Genomic DNA, 14,582 nt, shown 5'->3' on the forward strand with positions numbered 1-14,582 from the left:
AAAACCACTCGGTCAGCTACTATTGCCGTAGCGTTTTTGCGGGGTTGTCTTATCAGTGTCCGTGCAACATCTTCCACGCTCGGTCGTTGTGCCGCCTAACTCTAACCGCCGCATCCTCGAATCACTTCACTTCCAGGGGGAACAATGAGACATAACTACCTGTTTACGTCTGAGTCGGTCACTGAAGGACACCCGGACAAGATTGCGGATCAAATTTCGGATGGAATTCTAGACGCCATCATCGCGCAAGACAAGACATCGAGAGTCGCGTGCGAAACTATCCTCACAACCGGTATTGCCTTTGTCGCCGGCGAAATCTCGACGAAAGCCTATGTGGAGATTCCCGATATCATTCGCGACGTGATCAAAGATGTCGGCTATACAGATGCCTCCTGGGGATTCGACTCCAACACCTGCTCAGTTCTGACCTCCATCCATCAGCAATCGGGTGATATTGCCATGGGTGTGGATTCCGGTGGCGCGGGCGACCAGGGGCTGATGTTCGGCTATGCAACCAACGAAACGGTCGAACTCATGCCCATGCCGATCGTTCTGGCCCATCGCCTGACCAAACGCCTGGCTGAAGTGCGGAAGAAAAAGATCTTGAAGTGGGTTCGCCCCGACGGCAAGTCCCAAGTGACCGTCGAATATAAGGATGGTAAGCCATTCCGGATTGATACCATTGTCGTCTCCACGCAACACAGTCCTGATGTGACCAATAAACAGATCGAGCGGGATCTGATGGAGCACGTCATCAAGCCGTCCATGCCAAAAGGACTGTACGATGCAACCAGCGTGAAACACCATATCAACCCCACCGGCCGATTCGTCGTCGGCGGCCCAATGGGCGACACGGGCTTGACCGGCCGCAAAATCATTGTCGACACGTACGGCGGACACGGTAGCCACGGCGGAGGCGCGTTCTCGGGAAAAGATCCCTCGAAGGTCGATCGCTCCGCCTCATACATGGCACGTTACATTGCCAAGAACATCGTCGCCGCCGGCTTGGCGTCGAAATGCGAAGTGCAGCTGGCCTACGCAATCGGCGTGGCAGATCCTGTCTCCGTACTGGTCGACACGAAAGACACGGAGAAGGTGGCTCCCGAGAGCTTGGACAAGTTGGTCCGGAAACATTTCCCGTTGACTCCGCGCGGGATCATCGACCATTTGAAACTGCGTCGTCCCATTTTCAAGAAGACCGCTGCCTACGGACACTTTGGCCGCAACGAACCGGAGTTTACGTGGGAAAAAACCGATAAAGCCAAAGCCTTGCGGAAGGATGCGGGCCTCTAAGGTCCCGTCACGTGTGGCACCAGCCGAGGGGGCGGGTTACAAGCCCGTCCCCTTTTTTCTGCGATCGAACAGCAGACATTACTTACGACACAGGAGGAGGAACCAGTGGATTACGACGTGAAAGATATGGGCCTGGCAGATCAGGGCAAACTGAAAATCGAATGGGCCGAGGCCACGATGCCGGTGTTGCGATTGATTCGTAAGCGATTTGAGAAGGAGCAGCCGTTCAAGGGTATTCGCGCAACCGCTTGCCTCCATGTGACGACTGAAACCGCCAATCTCATGAAGACGCTTAAGGCGGGAGGGGCCGACGTTCGCCTCTGTGCCTCTAATCCCCTGAGCACGCAGGATGACGTGGCAGCCGCCCTGGTGCGACACGAGGGCATTCCGACCTTCGCCGTCAAGGGCGAGGACAACAAGACGTACTATCGGCACATTGAATCAGCCATCGCCCACAAGCCGCACCTCTCAATGGACGACGGCGCCGATGTCGTCTCCCATTTGCACTCAAAACGAAAAGACCTGCTCCGTCATGTGATTGGTGGAACCGAAGAAACCACGACAGGCGTCATCCGGCTTCGCAGCATGGCTGAGAAGAAAGTGTTGAAGTTTCCCGTCATTTCCGTGAACGATGCGGACACCAAGCATATGTTCGATAACCGGTATGGGACAGGCCAGAGCACCATGGACGGCATCGTTCGTGCCACCAACCGGTTGGTGTGTGGTTCGACGCTGGTTGTGGCTGGTTACGGCTGGTGCGGGCGCGGCATTGCCACACGCGCGCGGGGCATGGGCGCCAACGTGATTGTGACGGAAATCGACCCTCTCAAGGGGCTCGAAGCTGTTATGGACGGATTTCGGGTCATGCCCATGGATGAAGCGGCGCCGCTTGGGGACTTCTTTGTGACCGTGACGGGCAATCTCAAGGTCATTCGCGGGGAACATTTCGCGGCCATGAAGGACGGAGCAATCGTGTGTAACTCCGGACACTTCAACGTGGAATTGGATATCCCGGCCCTCGAAAAACTCAGCAAGAAGAAACTGGCCGTGCGTTCGGGGGTGGACCAATACACGCTGAAGAATGGACGTCGCGTCAGCCTATTGGGCGAAGGACGCCTCGTGAATTTGGCGACCGCGGAAGGTCACCCCTCCAGCGTCATGGACATGAGCTTCGCCAACCAAGCGCTCGGCGCGGAATTCATCGTGAAAAACTATAAGAAATTGGAAAAGAAGGTGTACCCGGTGCCGGCGGATATCGACAAAGAAATCTCCCGTCTGAAACTCGCCGGCATGGGTGTATCCATCGACAAACTCACCAAGGAGCAAGTGAAATATCTGGCTTCATGGGAAATGGGAACATAATTCCGCCGTTCTGTCGTTGTTAGGAAGCGGCCGGCTGCGGTTTCCGCGCCGGCCGCTTGCTTTTCTCAGTGATTGTTGACCCGCAGGTACCGCCGCCTCCCTCCCAACGACCGCGCACGACAAGCTCAAGAGTGCCGCCAGGCTCGATGCGTGCTTCTCCAGTCTCCCTCGGTACCATTCGATGCCCTCCGGCAGAACCGCCTCATGATCGCTTTTATCCCGGTGATGATCACTTTGAATTGCAGACCAACCCAGGCAATACCGCACCGTCGAATTAGACGGAGTCTGGTTTCGACTCCTTACATTGTCCGCAGTGACAACATGGATCGGTCAAACCTTGGCTCATTGGGTTTCCAGTGAAGGCGCATCGTACAATGACACACGTGAAGCAGCTGAATCCCGAGGCAACGTCAGTTCCTCAAACCATGTTGGATCAGTTCGCCCCCTTGGCCGAGAAACAGGAGCCTAAACCAATCCTTCTCCAACTTCCTCCCAATTTCAAACGGAACAATGACCGGTTAGGCAAATTCTTCCACGGCCTCTCCGCCGCTTACCGCTGAGTCATGGCATTTCGACACGACAGCTGGAATCACTCTGCCGTGGAAGATTCTCTGCGCCGATTTCACGTCGCTTGGGCAACTGTTGAAGCGGATAATCGTCAGGCGGAATATCGAGACATGGCCCACTCCGTGTATGCCCGTCTCCGCCGCAGTCGCTATCCGATCAAAGGCTTAACGAGGTGGGGCGAGCACTTTGTGCAGGCAAGAAAAAATGGGAAGGACTGCTGCGCATACTGCAAGCATGAGGATGAAGGCCCACATCGGGTTTGGGCGGATCGCTTGCTGAAACGCACGGGTGTCGATACCCTACCGGGCAGAAATCATCGGTAACTCTCGCGCCCCCTCGGCCTCTTGCTGAATCCGCTGACGCTCCGCTTTCGATTCCTCAACCACGCTGTGCAGCAATTCATCGCTCAACTGAGTCAGCTGCGCGGCAGCATCTTTCATCTCGGCATGTTCCACCGCGCGTGACAGGACTTCTGCCTTGGTTGCCCCCTTCTTCTGCCCTAGGAATGGCTTGATGATGAGGTAGGCCACATCACGAAATGGCATATAGCGCATGAATCTGCGGAGTAATTTAAAGGTTTGAATCGGGTATCGGGTGAGCTTGTACATGAAGAGCTTCTTGAGCCCCTCTTGCCGCACCGAATTGATGGTCGCACCGGGCAAACAGGTCGGATCGATCTCGGAACATTTGAAATACTTGTACCAATCTTTGGCATCGCTGACCAAGCCACGCTTGATGTACTCCTGCCATAGTGGCGTTCCGCGATAAACACAGAGTCGGTTGAATCCGAACGTGTCTAACGGAAGCTTCGACGCGAAGTCGAAGGTTTTTTGCATGTCTTCCACCGTCTCATCAGGATTACCCACCGTAAAAAAGCCGTGGACAATTTCGATACCGGCTTTCTTGGCATTGCTCACCGCCGTCTCAACCTCTGCCAACGTCTGTTCTTTCTGCAAGCGATCGAGAATTTTCTGACTCCCACTTTCGATACCGAACATCACCGTGCGGCAATGGGCTTTCGCCATGGCCGGGAACAGATGCTGGGCCACAGAGTCAACGCGTCCTTCAATCCCCCATTGAATAGAGAGTTTGGCGTCGATGATGCCGTTGCAAATGGCGTCAATACGCTTGGGCTGCAGGAGAAAGTGGTCGTCCACGAAATAGACCGATCCATAGCCGTTTGCTTCGAGATACTTCAGTTCATCGACGACGTGCTGCGCGCTACGCGCGCGCCATTTTCCCTCATTGAAGATCGGAATATCACAAAATACACAGGGCCACGGACATCCCCGAGAAGTCTGCATGGTGGTAAAGCGCTCCATCGACAGCACCGCCGGCACATCCAACGGCATGGACTCGACGAAGTCCAACTCCAAGCTTTCCCGGTCTGGAAAGGGCCACTGGTCCAACTGGCGCTCCATACTCCGATTAGGATTATTGATCACCTTCCCATCTTTCGCCCACGTCACTCCACACACATCCTGCGGATCGTTTATACGATCAAGCAACTCCAATAACAGCTGTTCGCCATCGCCGCGGCACACAAAATCCACCTCCGGACATTGCAACTTCACAAGGCCGGCGTTGAGGCTGGCAAACACGCCGCCGAAGGCCAACTTGACCGCGGCATCCGCAACGCGAATCTGACGGGCGAGGATTTTTGCATAGGGATAGCTCGTCGTGCTGAGAAAACTCATTCCGACAAGCGCCGGTTTCCGTCGTTTTATTTCTTCAATGATAAATTCGTTCGGCGTCTCCGGATGGGCCTGATCGAACATGACGCATTCGTGACCGGCCCGCTTAAGAACGGCCGAGAGGGACATGATGCCGATCGGCGGAAACCCCATGACCCGAATACGGCCATTCTTCGCTCGAGTCTTAGCCGGAAGAGCGTAAAACTGGGGATCACGCACATGTATGAGAAACACGAGCATAGTGGCGTCCTTTCATGGACAGTTCGGACCTTTCTGGACTCTTACGGTTCCGGAAGAGCCCTGATCCGATCAGGCGGGCCAGCCTTCGAGGGTCATTCGCCTCGCGCTTGGCGCCATACAGTACCACGTCTGGCACGAGGGAAAAAGGAAAGATTCTGACACAACTGTCGGAGAGGTGAGTGCGACGAGGGCGCATCCCCGAGACGCGTCCTCATCCTCAAAACAAAGAGGGCGCCGGACCGGTCCGACGCCCTTTAATGCCGGTGTACCGGCAATTCAGCTAGCGGCCAAGAGCCTTCATCACAGCATGGCCGATCTCGGCGGGATTTTTCACGACTCGAACACCAGCGGATTCGAGAGCCTTCATTTTCTCCGTGGCGGTACCTTTGCCACCTGAAATGATGGCTCCGGCATGTCCCATACGGCGACCGGGAGGCGCGGTGATCCCAGCGATAAAACTGATGACCGGCTTTTTGACGTGCTTCTTAATATATTCGGCCGCCTTCTCTTCTGCGTCACCACCGATTTCGCCAATCATGACCACAGCCTGTGTCTCGGGGTCTTTCTCAAACAGCGGCAGAACATCCACGAAGCCGGTGCCGTTGACCGGATCTCCACCGATACCGACGCAGGTCGTCTCGCCAAGTCCCAACGTGGAAAGCTGATGCACCGCCTCATAGGTCAAGGTGCCGCTGCGAGACACCACTCCGACGACGCCGCGCTTGTGGATGAATCCCGGCATGATGCCGATTTTCGCTTCGTCGACCGTAATGACCCCAGGACAGTTTGGACCAATCAGGCGGACATCACGCCCATGTAGTGCGCGCTTCACTTTCACCATATCATTGACCGGAATGCCTTCGGTGATGCAGATGATCAATTTCACGCCTGCATCGGCAGCTTCCAGGATAGCATCCGCACAGAAGGGAGGCGGCACAAAAATCAGGGAAGTATCGCAGTCGGTCTTTTTCACGGCATCGGCCACAGTATTAAAGACAGGGATGCCTTCAACTTCCTGGCCAGCCTTACCGGGCGTGACACCGGCGACCATCTTCGTCCCGTAGGCTTTGCACTGCGTCGCGTGGAAAGATCCTTCCTTCCCCGTGATTCCCTGCACCACCACTCGCGTGTTTTTATTGACGAGAATGCTCACGGTCTTCTCCTTTACGCCGCCTTGCCGGTCAGCTTGACGATTTTCTGCGCTGCTTCCCACAGATCATTGGCAACCTCTAATTTGAGGCCGGAATCTGCCAACAGCTTCCGTCCTTCATCTGCATTCGTACCTTGCAGGCGAACGACTAGGGGCACGGTAATTTTCACTTCCTTGGCCGCCTCAATGACGCCGTGAGCAATACGTTCACACCGTACAATGCCGCCAAAAATGTTGATGAATATGCCTTTGACGTTTGGATCCTTCAAGAGAATCCGAAAACCAGCTGCGACGGTATCTTTCGTTGCCCCGCCGCCGACGTCCAGAAAGTTGGCGGGTTCACTGCCGGCCAGCTTGATGACATCCATCGTCGCCATGGCAAGGCCCGCACCGTTCACCATGCAGCCGATATTGCCATCGAGTTTCACATAATTAAGGTTATTCGCGGTCGCTTCGATTTCTAACGGGTCCTCCTCATTGAGATCCCGCATGTTCTGCACATCTTCATGTTTAAAAATGCCGTTGTCATCAAACGAAACTTTCCCGTCTAACGCCACCAGTGTCTTCTCCTTGGTGATGATTAACGGGTTGATCTCAACAAGCGCAGCGTGTTTCTCCATGAACAAGCGGTACAGATTGCTGAGCATCTGCACGAACGGATTGATGACGGCCGGTTCCATGGCCTGAAGTCCCAGGGCGAAGGCCACATTGCGACCATTATGCCCCTGAAATCCCACCGCCGGATCAATCGCTTCCTTAATAATCTTCTCCGGAGTCTTCTCAGCGACCTCTTCGATCTCCATACCGCCTTCAGTACTGGCAATAAAGGTAGGCCAACCGGTGTCGCGATCGACCAAGATACTCAGATAGAGCTCCTTGGCGATATTCGCGCCTTCTTCAAGAAGCAACCGGTGGACCGTTCTGCCTTTAGGTCCCGTTTGATGGGTCACCAGGGTCTTCCCGATCAATTCCTTCGCGAGGCCTGCAATGGCGCTCTTCTCTTTCGTAATCTTGACACCACCCGCTTTACCCCGTCCGCCCGCATGAATCTGGGCCTTGACGACAAAGACCGGGGTATTTAGTTCATTCGCCCACGCAGTCGCTCCCTCAGGCGAGGTAATTTCCTTTCCACGCGGCACGGGCACCCCAAACTGTGCAAACAACTGCTTGGCCTGAAACTCATGAACGTTCATTGAATCCTCATATAGAGCTAGTGGCTCATGACAAATGACATAGCGTGCACAGCAGCCCAGCGATCGCCCTTGTCAGACCGCACCATCAGTTCTTGGCCGTACGTTCTGGTTCCCTGCGCGTATAGGCAGGAAGGATCATAGGAGAAATCACTCCGCTGGAATTCCCGTGCGTCTTGGCCTCGGCTCGAAATCGCCGCAAATGGCTGAGCGTAAGTTTTCCCTGTGGCATGGACCCGACACGCGATGCGGCGGTCAAGCCTGAACGCTTGCCGAAGACCATCAAATCAAGTAGAGAATTACCCATCAATCGATTCCGGCCATGCAACCCTCCGGATGCTTCTCCTGCAACAAACAGATTCTTGACATTGGTTTCCGAGTTCGCATCGATCTTCACGCCGCCGTTCTGGTAATGCAATGTGGGGTAGATCAGCACGGGGTCTTTACTGATATCGATTCCAAACCGTTCGAACTGCATCATCATGGCAGGAAAATGCTTTTCCACCGTCCCAGGGCCATGCTCCGCATCGAGCAACGGCGTATCCAACCAAACTCCGATCCGGCCGGACATCGTTCGAATACCGCGGCCTTCCTCACACTCTCGAATGATCGAGGACGAAACAACGTCGCGGGTATCCAGCTCGTTCACAAACCGCTCACCTTTGGCGTTCACTAGATGGCCGCCCTCTGACCGGATACCTTCCGTGACCAAAGCCCCAATCAGTTGCTCAGGATACACCGCGCCTGAAGGGTGATACTGAAACGTATCGATATGATCAAGTTTGGCGCCCATCCGATACGAGAGGCACAACCCGTCGCCGGTGGCACCGTAGTGATTGCTGGTTGGAAATCCCTGGATATGTAACCGGCCGATCCCGCCGGTTGCAAGGATGACCGACTTGGCAGCGACAACGACATGTCGGTGGTTGTCGAGATCCTTAAAAATCGCCCCTGTACATTGACCGTTCTCATCACTCAGCAATTCGACTGCCGCGCAGAACTCAAGCAGCTGAATTTTTTGGTTCAGCACTTCATCCTTGAGTACACGCATGATTTCAAGGCCGGTATAGTCCGAGCACGTAAGGAGGCGCGGTTTCGAGCTTCCCCCGCCTTTTTTGACATGTAAATTGCCGTCGGCTTGCCGATCAAAGAGCACGCCAAGTTCAATCAACCATTTGGCAATCGACGGCCCCTCTTCCACCATGACCTTGAGCAACTCATGGTCATTCTGCATGTGCCCACCCTTGAGGGTGTCAAGGAAATGGGTGACCGGAGAGTCTTCAGGGGCAACCGAGATTTGCATGCCGCCCTGCGCCATCACACTATTGGAATCGCCAAGACGAAGTTTGGTGGCCAGGATCACTTTGGCACCGCTGACGTGCGCATGAAGTGCCGCGGCACACCCGGCGCCCCCGCCGCCAATAACTAGTACATCTGTCGTGTATTGAGGCGTCAGATCGATGTGCTCCGGGATCGAACTATCGCCCTCGAGCAGCGCGGCCAACTCGACAACTGTCTTGTCGTCGGCATTTGGCCCAAATCGAATCGGCCGATAGGCGCTCGCTCGATAATCCGGATGATACTTATGAATTAACTGGTCGCGATCGGCAGGAGAAAATTTTGGAATGGTTTGCTTGCGACGAGCATCTCGAGTTTGGTGAACAATCTGCTGGAGTGCATGAATATCCATGGCTTCACTTTCAGCGCGGAGCACAGTACCCGAGCCACGCGCTCAGAACCGGCTGACGGCACAATGCATTACTTGACGGTCGCACAGTGAGCGGCCAACTCCTGCTCATTCATCGCGAGCACTTTGCTCCACTCGTCGTTGAATCGGCCGTCCTGAATTTCTTTGATGCGGGTATCGAGGCCTTGCGGCTTCTCGGTAAAATGAGCGCCCTGTGCCCGGCTTACATACAATGCCACCAGGTTTGGGGCGATGTCGGCAATGCACACGGGTGTGCACATCCCGCACATGACACAGTCCATGAACATCTCTGATACGCTCTTAAAGTCACCAAATACTGCTTTCCAGACCCCTTCGCGGACATCGATTTTCTGGGGACAAGCCTCCGTACAAGCATTGCAATTCCTACAAAGCGGAGCCTCGGGGTACAAATTGAAGAGATCTTGTTTGGGATCTTTGAGCGACTGGATGTCATAGAGCGCTTTGCGCGCCGGAAACGGAGGCATGATAGTGAAAGACATGCCGTCTTCAACCGCCATCTGACACGCCAGACAGGTTCGAACCTTCGGGTCGTCCTTCGTGCGGTAATAGGTCGCACAGGCGCCGCAGAAGCCCCCGAGACACCCGGCGCCTCGCACCACCTCCTGGCCGGTATGCCACAACGCCTTGATCACGGTAATACCTTCCGGCACTTCGTACTTCTTACCGGAAATTTCGATGGTCACCATTTTGTGACGCAACACTTCCGGCTGATCAATCACATTGGTGTCTTCTTGTGCCATGGCTCTCTCGTGAGTCGTGAAATGGTGCGACGCAAGGAAGACTTTTGGGGGTCTTCCTTGCGTCTGACACCGGATCAAATCATAACCGCTTATGCAATCGCGTCGATAATCGCATTCAGCGTCGCGCTGGGTCGCAGGGCCTTAGCAGCCTTCGCATCATTTGGATGAAAATACCCGCCGACATCTTGGGGCTTACCTTGGGCTGCCAGCAACTCGCCGTCGATCTTCTTTTCGTTATCACTCAGATCCTTGGCAATCTTGGTGAATTTCTCCGCAATCTTTTTATCCGTGGTCTGGGAGGCCAATGCCTGCGCCCAATACAGCGCGAGGTAGAAGTGGCTGCCTCGATTATCGATTTCCCCGACCTTCCGAGCTGGAGACTTGTTGCTCTCCAGGAACTTAGCATTCGCTTGATCCAATGTATCCGCCAGAATTTTGGCGACCGCGTTGTTACCCACCTTCGCCAAGTGTTCGAGCGACGCAGCCAGTGCGAGAAATTCACCGAGCGAATCCCAACGCAGATAGCCTTCTTCCTGGAACTGCTGCACATGCTTCGGCGCCGACCCTCCCGCGCCGGTCTCGAACAATCCGCCGCCATTCAACAGCGGGACGATCGAAAGCATTTTCGCGCTGGTGCCGATTTCGAGGATTGGGAACAGATCCGTAAGATAGTCACGAAGCACATTGCCGGTGACGGAAATCGTATCCTTGCCTTCCTTCGCTCTCTCAATCGAGAAGCGGCAGGCCTCGGCAGGCGACATGATCTTGATTTCCAGACCGTTCGTATCGTGCTTCGGCAGGTAGGCGTTGACCTTCTTGATCAATTCCGCGTCATGGGCGCGGGTCTTGTCCAACCAGAACACGGCCGGAGCGCCGGTCGCGCGGGCACGCGAGACGGCCAGCTTAACCCAATCTTGAATCGGAGTATCTTTCACCTGGCAGGCTCGCCAGATGTCACCTGTTTCCACTTGGTGCTGATGCAACACCGTTCCGTTCGCATCGACGATGCGGATGGTGCCGTTGCCCGGAGCCTTGAAGGTCTTGTCGTGGGAGCCATACTCCTCCGCCGCCTGCGCCATCAGCCCGACGTTCGGGATCGTCCCCATCGTCCTTGGATCGAAGGCGCCCTTCTGCTTACAGAACTCGACGACCTCGTGGTAAACCGGCGCGTAGCTAGCGTCAGGGATCACGCACTTGACGTCGGCGGCCTTGCCATCCGGGCCCCACATCTTCCCGCCATCGCGGATGACCGGCGGCATGGAAGCGTCGATGATAATGTCGCTCGGCACATGGAGATTGGTGATACCCTTGTCGCTGTTCACCATCGCCATCGGCGGACGCTTCTGATAGACCGCCTGAATATCAGCTTCGATCGCCTTGCGCTGATTGTCCGGGAGGGACTTGATCTTTGCATAGACGTCGCCAAGACCGTTGTCCGGATCGACACCCAGCTTCTTAAAAGTCTCCGCGTGCTTCTCGAAAACGTCTTTGTAGTAAACGGTGACGCCATGCCCGAAGATCTTTGGATCGGACACCTTCATCATCGTCGCCTTCATGTGGAGCGACCAGAGGATGCCCTGCTTCTTGGCTTCTTCGATCTGCTGCTCGAGGAATGCACGAAGCGCCTTGACGCTCATGAACGTCGCGTCAAGCACTTCACCGGCCTGCAATGCGATCTTCTCCTTCAGCACGGTGGTCTTGCCGTCCGCTCCGACGAACTCGATCTTCGCAGTCGTGGCCGCCGGGATCGTCATTGATTTCTCATTCGAACGGAAGTCTCCGCCTTTCATATGGGAGACATGGGTCTTGGAATCCGTGCTCCACGGCGACATCTTATGGGGGTGCTTCCGGGCATAGGCCTTGACGGACAATGGGGCACGGCGATCGGAGTTACCTTCGCGTAGCACCGGATTGACCGCACTGCCCTTGACTTTGTCGTAACGAGACTTGATGTCTTTCTCTTTATCGTCCTTGGGATTCTCTGGATAGTCCGGGAGCTTATAGCCCTGACTCTGCAGCTCCTTGATGGTCGCCACAAGCTGCGGGATGGACGCGCTGATGTTCGGCAGCTTGATAATATTAGCTTCCGGCGTCTTCGCCATCTCCCCCAATTCGGCGAGGGCATCATGCTGCTTCTGTTCGGAAGTAAGGTATTCCGGAAACACCGCGATCACGCGGCCCGCGAGAGAAATATCCCGCAATTCCACGGTCACGCCCGCCGCTTTGGTAAAGGCATTGATGATCGGCAGGAAGGAATAGGTCGCCAGCATTGGCGCTTCGTCGGTCTTCGTATAGATGATTTTGTCTGCTTTTGCCATTGCGCTTCTCCCCTTTGCTGTATTGGTTTAGTTCAAAGCATTCAACGCTGATCCGGCCTTGAACCAGGTGATTTGCTGCGCGGTCATGCTGTGATTCGTCTGAATCTTGACATCGCCGCCAGTCTTATGAACGACCACTGTCACCGGCCTACCAGGCGCCAGATTGGCCAGATCTATAACACTGATGCGATCGTTCTGTTCGATCTTTTCGTAGTCCTTGGGATCGGCGAACGTGAGCGGGAGAATGCCTTGCTTCTTCAGATTCGTTTCATGGATGCGAGCAAAGCTTTTCGTGATCACTACCCGCACGTTCAAAAAGCGCGGAGACATCGCAGCATGTTCGCGGCTGCTGCCTTCGCCGTAGTTCTCGTCTCCCACGACAATGGACCCAATACCCTTGGCCTTGTATGCCCGCGCGATCTGAGCCATCGTCAGGTTGGATTCACCGGTCAGGACGTTGGTTCCCTTACCTGGCTCCGACGAGAAGCTGTTGTTGGCGCCGAGGAACATATTGTCGCTGATTTTGTCCAAGTGACCGCGGAACTTGAGCCACGGCCCAGCCGGAGAAATATGATCGGTCGTAGTCTTACCTTTGGTCTTGATCAGGAGCGGCAATTTCTCGAAGTCCTTGCCATCCCATTTGGGGAACGGTTGCAACAGCTGCAATCGCTCGCTGGTCGGCGGAATGTCGACGGTCAGATTTGAACCATCTTCTGCCGGCGCGACGAAACCTTCTTCGCCTTTGGCAAAGCCTTTCGCCGGCAACTCCTCACCAACCGGCGGTTGAAGCTTGAACTCCTTGCCGTCTGCCCCCTTGACCGACTGGTTGACTGGGTCAAAACCTAGATCGCCAGTGATGGCGTACGCCGTCACGACTTCCGGACTGGCGAGGAACGACAGCGTTTCGCTGATCCCGTCATTACGTCCTGGGAAATTGCGATTGAAGGAGCTGACGATGGAGTCTGCACGTCCTTTGACTCCGTCTGCCCGCTTCCACTGTCCAATGCAGGGACCGCAGGAATTTGACAACACGGTACCGCCGAGCTTCTCGAACGTATCCATGAACCCATCCCGCTTCATCGTGTGATAAATGCGTTCAGAGCCTGGAGAGATCAGAAATGAAGCCTTCGCTTTCAAGCCAGCCTTCAATGCCTGCTGAGCCACATGGGCGGAACGGCTGATGTCCTCATACGAGGAGTTCGTACAACTGCCGATCAACGCCGCCTTCAGTTCGACCGGATATCCCTTTTCTTGCGCCTCGGCTTTTAATTTTGAAATCGGCCGGGCCAGATCAGGCGTGTGGGGACCGACGACATGCGGCTCCAGCTTTGACAGGTCGATCTCGACAATCTGATCGTAGTATTTTTCTGGCGAATGAGCGACTTCGGGATCGGCCACCAGCAGATCTTTGTGCGATTGCGTAAAGCTCGCCAGATCGGCGCGGTCGGTAATCTTCATATAGGCCACCATCTTCTCATCGAACGGGAAGACGGAGGTCGTGGCACCTAATTCTGCGCCCATATTGCAAATGGTGCCCTTACCGGTGGCGCTGATGGTTTCGGCGCCCGGGCCGAAGTACTCAACAATCTTGTTGGTGCCGCCCTTCACCGTAAGCAGTCCACACAGGTAGAGAATCACGTCTTTTGGGGAAGCCCAGCCATTGAGTTTGCCGGTCAATCGCACGCCGATCAATTTGGGGTGAAGCACTTCCCAGGGGAGGCCAGCCATCACTTCTCCGGCATCAGCTCCACCAACACCGATCGCCAGTCCTCCTAAGCCACCGCCATTCGGAGTGTGTGAGTCGGTTCCGATGATCAAGCAACCGGGAAATGCGTAGTTCTCCAACACAACTTGGTGAATGATGCCGGCACCCGGTTTCCAAAACCCAATGCCGTACTTTTTTGCGGCAGAGGCGAGAAAGTTATAGACTTCCTTGTTCTCATCGAGCGCGCGGAGGAGGTCCTTTTGGGATCCCATTTCAGCGCGGATCAAGTGGTCACAGTGGATGGTGCTCGGAACCGCGGCCTTTTTCTTGTTGGCTTGCATGAATTGCAGCACGGCCATCTGAGCCGTGGCATCCTGCATGGCCACACGATCCGGACGGAGTGCCAGCATGGCTTTGCCCCGTTCCCAGTTCTGGCTATCAAAGTTGTCCGCGTGCGAGACCAGAATCTTTTCGGCAAGCGTCAAACCCCGGCCGAACTTCTTTCTAGCCTTGGCAAAGACATCCGGCATCTTGGCATAGAGTGCTTTGGCGAGATCCATGGACATAGTGGGTTCTCCGTCTGTTATACAATCT

At 55.2% G+C, this 14,582-nt stretch carries 11 protein-coding genes; 4 read left to right on the forward strand and 7 right to left on the reverse strand.

All coding sequences use genetic code 11. The features are described 5' to 3' along the window. Nucleotides 1-144: 144 nt before the first annotated feature. The 4 genes from GDA65_06215 (at nt 145) to GDA65_06230 (ending at nt 3,545) form a co-directional block, all read left to right on the forward strand. Entirely contained in the window at nt 145-1,293 is a 1,149-nt protein-coding gene (locus tag GDA65_06215; protein ID MBA5862284.1) for a methionine adenosyltransferase, read from the forward strand. 105 nt (nt 1,294-1,398) lie between these two features. Further along, on the forward strand, nt 1,399-2,655 hold the full coding sequence (locus GDA65_06220) for an adenosylhomocysteinase (protein ID MBA5862285.1): 1,257 nt from the start codon (nt 1,399-1,401) through the stop codon (nt 2,653-2,655). 374 nt (nt 2,656-3,029) lie between these two features. After that, nucleotides 3,030-3,215 (forward strand): DUF72 domain-containing protein, encoded by a 186-nt coding sequence (locus tag GDA65_06225; GenBank protein MBA5862286.1) that lies wholly within the window; start codon nt 3,030-3,032, stop codon nt 3,213-3,215. A gap of 3 nt (nt 3,216-3,218) precedes the next feature. Continuing rightward, complete coding sequence (locus GDA65_06230) at nt 3,219-3,545, forward strand: DUF72 domain-containing protein (protein ID MBA5862287.1); 327 nt, start codon at nt 3,219-3,221, stop codon at nt 3,543-3,545. On the opposite strand, the gene GDA65_06235 is transcribed toward GDA65_06230, so the two are convergent. From GDA65_06235 to GDA65_06265, 7 genes are all read right to left on the reverse strand, one after another. Beyond that, nucleotides 3,522-5,156 carry a radical SAM protein gene (locus GDA65_06235; GenBank protein MBA5862288.1) on the reverse strand — a complete coding sequence of 545 codons (1,635 nt, stop codon included), beginning with the start codon at nt 5,154-5,156 and terminating at the stop codon, nt 3,522-3,524. The two genes, GDA65_06230 and GDA65_06235, sit on opposite strands and share 24 nt — an antisense overlap. Nucleotides 5,157-5,436: 280 nt before the next feature. Further along, nucleotides 5,437-6,309 carry a succinate--CoA ligase subunit alpha gene (sucD, locus tag GDA65_06240; GenBank protein MBA5862289.1) on the reverse strand — a complete coding sequence of 291 codons (873 nt, stop codon included), beginning with the start codon at nt 6,307-6,309 and terminating at the stop codon, nt 5,437-5,439. A gap of 11 nt (nt 6,310-6,320) precedes the next feature. Beyond that, the gene (gene sucC, locus GDA65_06245; protein MBA5862290.1) at nt 6,321-7,499 is read right to left on the reverse strand and encodes an ADP-forming succinate--CoA ligase subunit beta; all 1,179 of its coding nucleotides are present in this window, start codon (nt 7,497-7,499) and stop codon (nt 6,321-6,323) included. Nucleotides 7,500-7,584: 85 nt separating this feature from the next. Then, nucleotides 7,585-9,186: an FAD-binding protein gene (locus tag GDA65_06250; protein MBA5862291.1), complete on the reverse strand. Its 1,602-nt coding sequence runs from the start codon at nt 9,184-9,186 to the stop codon at nt 7,585-7,587. Between the two features lie 68 nt (nt 9,187-9,254). Further along, nucleotides 9,255-9,965: a 4Fe-4S ferredoxin gene (locus GDA65_06255; protein MBA5862292.1), complete on the reverse strand. Its 711-nt coding sequence runs from the start codon at nt 9,963-9,965 to the stop codon at nt 9,255-9,257. 89 nt (nt 9,966-10,054) lie between these two features. Continuing rightward, on the reverse strand, nt 10,055-12,283 hold the full coding sequence (locus GDA65_06260; GenBank protein ID MBA5862293.1) for an NADP-dependent isocitrate dehydrogenase: 2,229 nt from the start codon (nt 12,281-12,283) through the stop codon (nt 10,055-10,057). Between the two features lie 27 nt (nt 12,284-12,310). Beyond that, nucleotides 12,311-14,554 carry an aconitate hydratase gene (locus GDA65_06265; GenBank protein ID MBA5862294.1) on the reverse strand — a complete coding sequence of 748 codons (2,244 nt, stop codon included), beginning with the start codon at nt 14,552-14,554 and terminating at the stop codon, nt 12,311-12,313. Nucleotides 14,555-14,582: the final 28 nt, after the last annotated feature.

The sequence above is a fragment of the Nitrospira sp. CR1.1 genome, from assembly GCA_014055465.1.
GTDB lineage: Bacteria > Nitrospirota > Nitrospiria > Nitrospirales > Nitrospiraceae > Nitrospira_A.

Bases quoted from the DNA above. Each gene is read 5' to 3' on its own strand.
- GDA65_06215 (MBA5862284.1), top strand. From the start codon at position 145: ATGAGACATAACTACCTGTTTACGTCTGAGTCGGTCACTGAAGGACAC.
- GDA65_06225 (MBA5862286.1), top strand. From the start codon at position 3,030: ATGACACACGTGAAGCAGCTGAATCCCGAGGCAACGTCAGTTCCTCAA.
- GDA65_06230 (MBA5862287.1), top strand. From the start codon at position 3,219: ATGGCATTTCGACACGACAGCTGGAATCACTCTGCCGTGGAAGATTCT.
- GDA65_06235 (MBA5862288.1), bottom strand. From the start codon at position 5,156: ATGCTCGTGTTTCTCATACATGTGCGTGATCCCCAGTTTTACGCTCTT.
- sucC (MBA5862290.1), bottom strand. From the start codon at position 7,499: ATGAACGTTCATGAGTTTCAGGCCAAGCAGTTGTTTGCACAGTTTGGG.
- GDA65_06250 (MBA5862291.1), bottom strand. From the start codon at position 9,186: ATGGATATTCATGCACTCCAGCAGATTGTTCACCAAACTCGAGATGCT.
- GDA65_06255 (MBA5862292.1), bottom strand. From the start codon at position 9,965: ATGGCACAAGAAGACACCAATGTGATTGATCAGCCGGAAGTGTTGCGT.
- GDA65_06260 (MBA5862293.1), bottom strand. From the start codon at position 12,283: ATGGCAAAAGCAGACAAAATCATCTATACGAAGACCGACGAAGCGCCA.
- GDA65_06265 (MBA5862294.1), bottom strand. From the start codon at position 14,554: ATGTCCATGGATCTCGCCAAAGCACTCTATGCCAAGATGCCGGATGTC.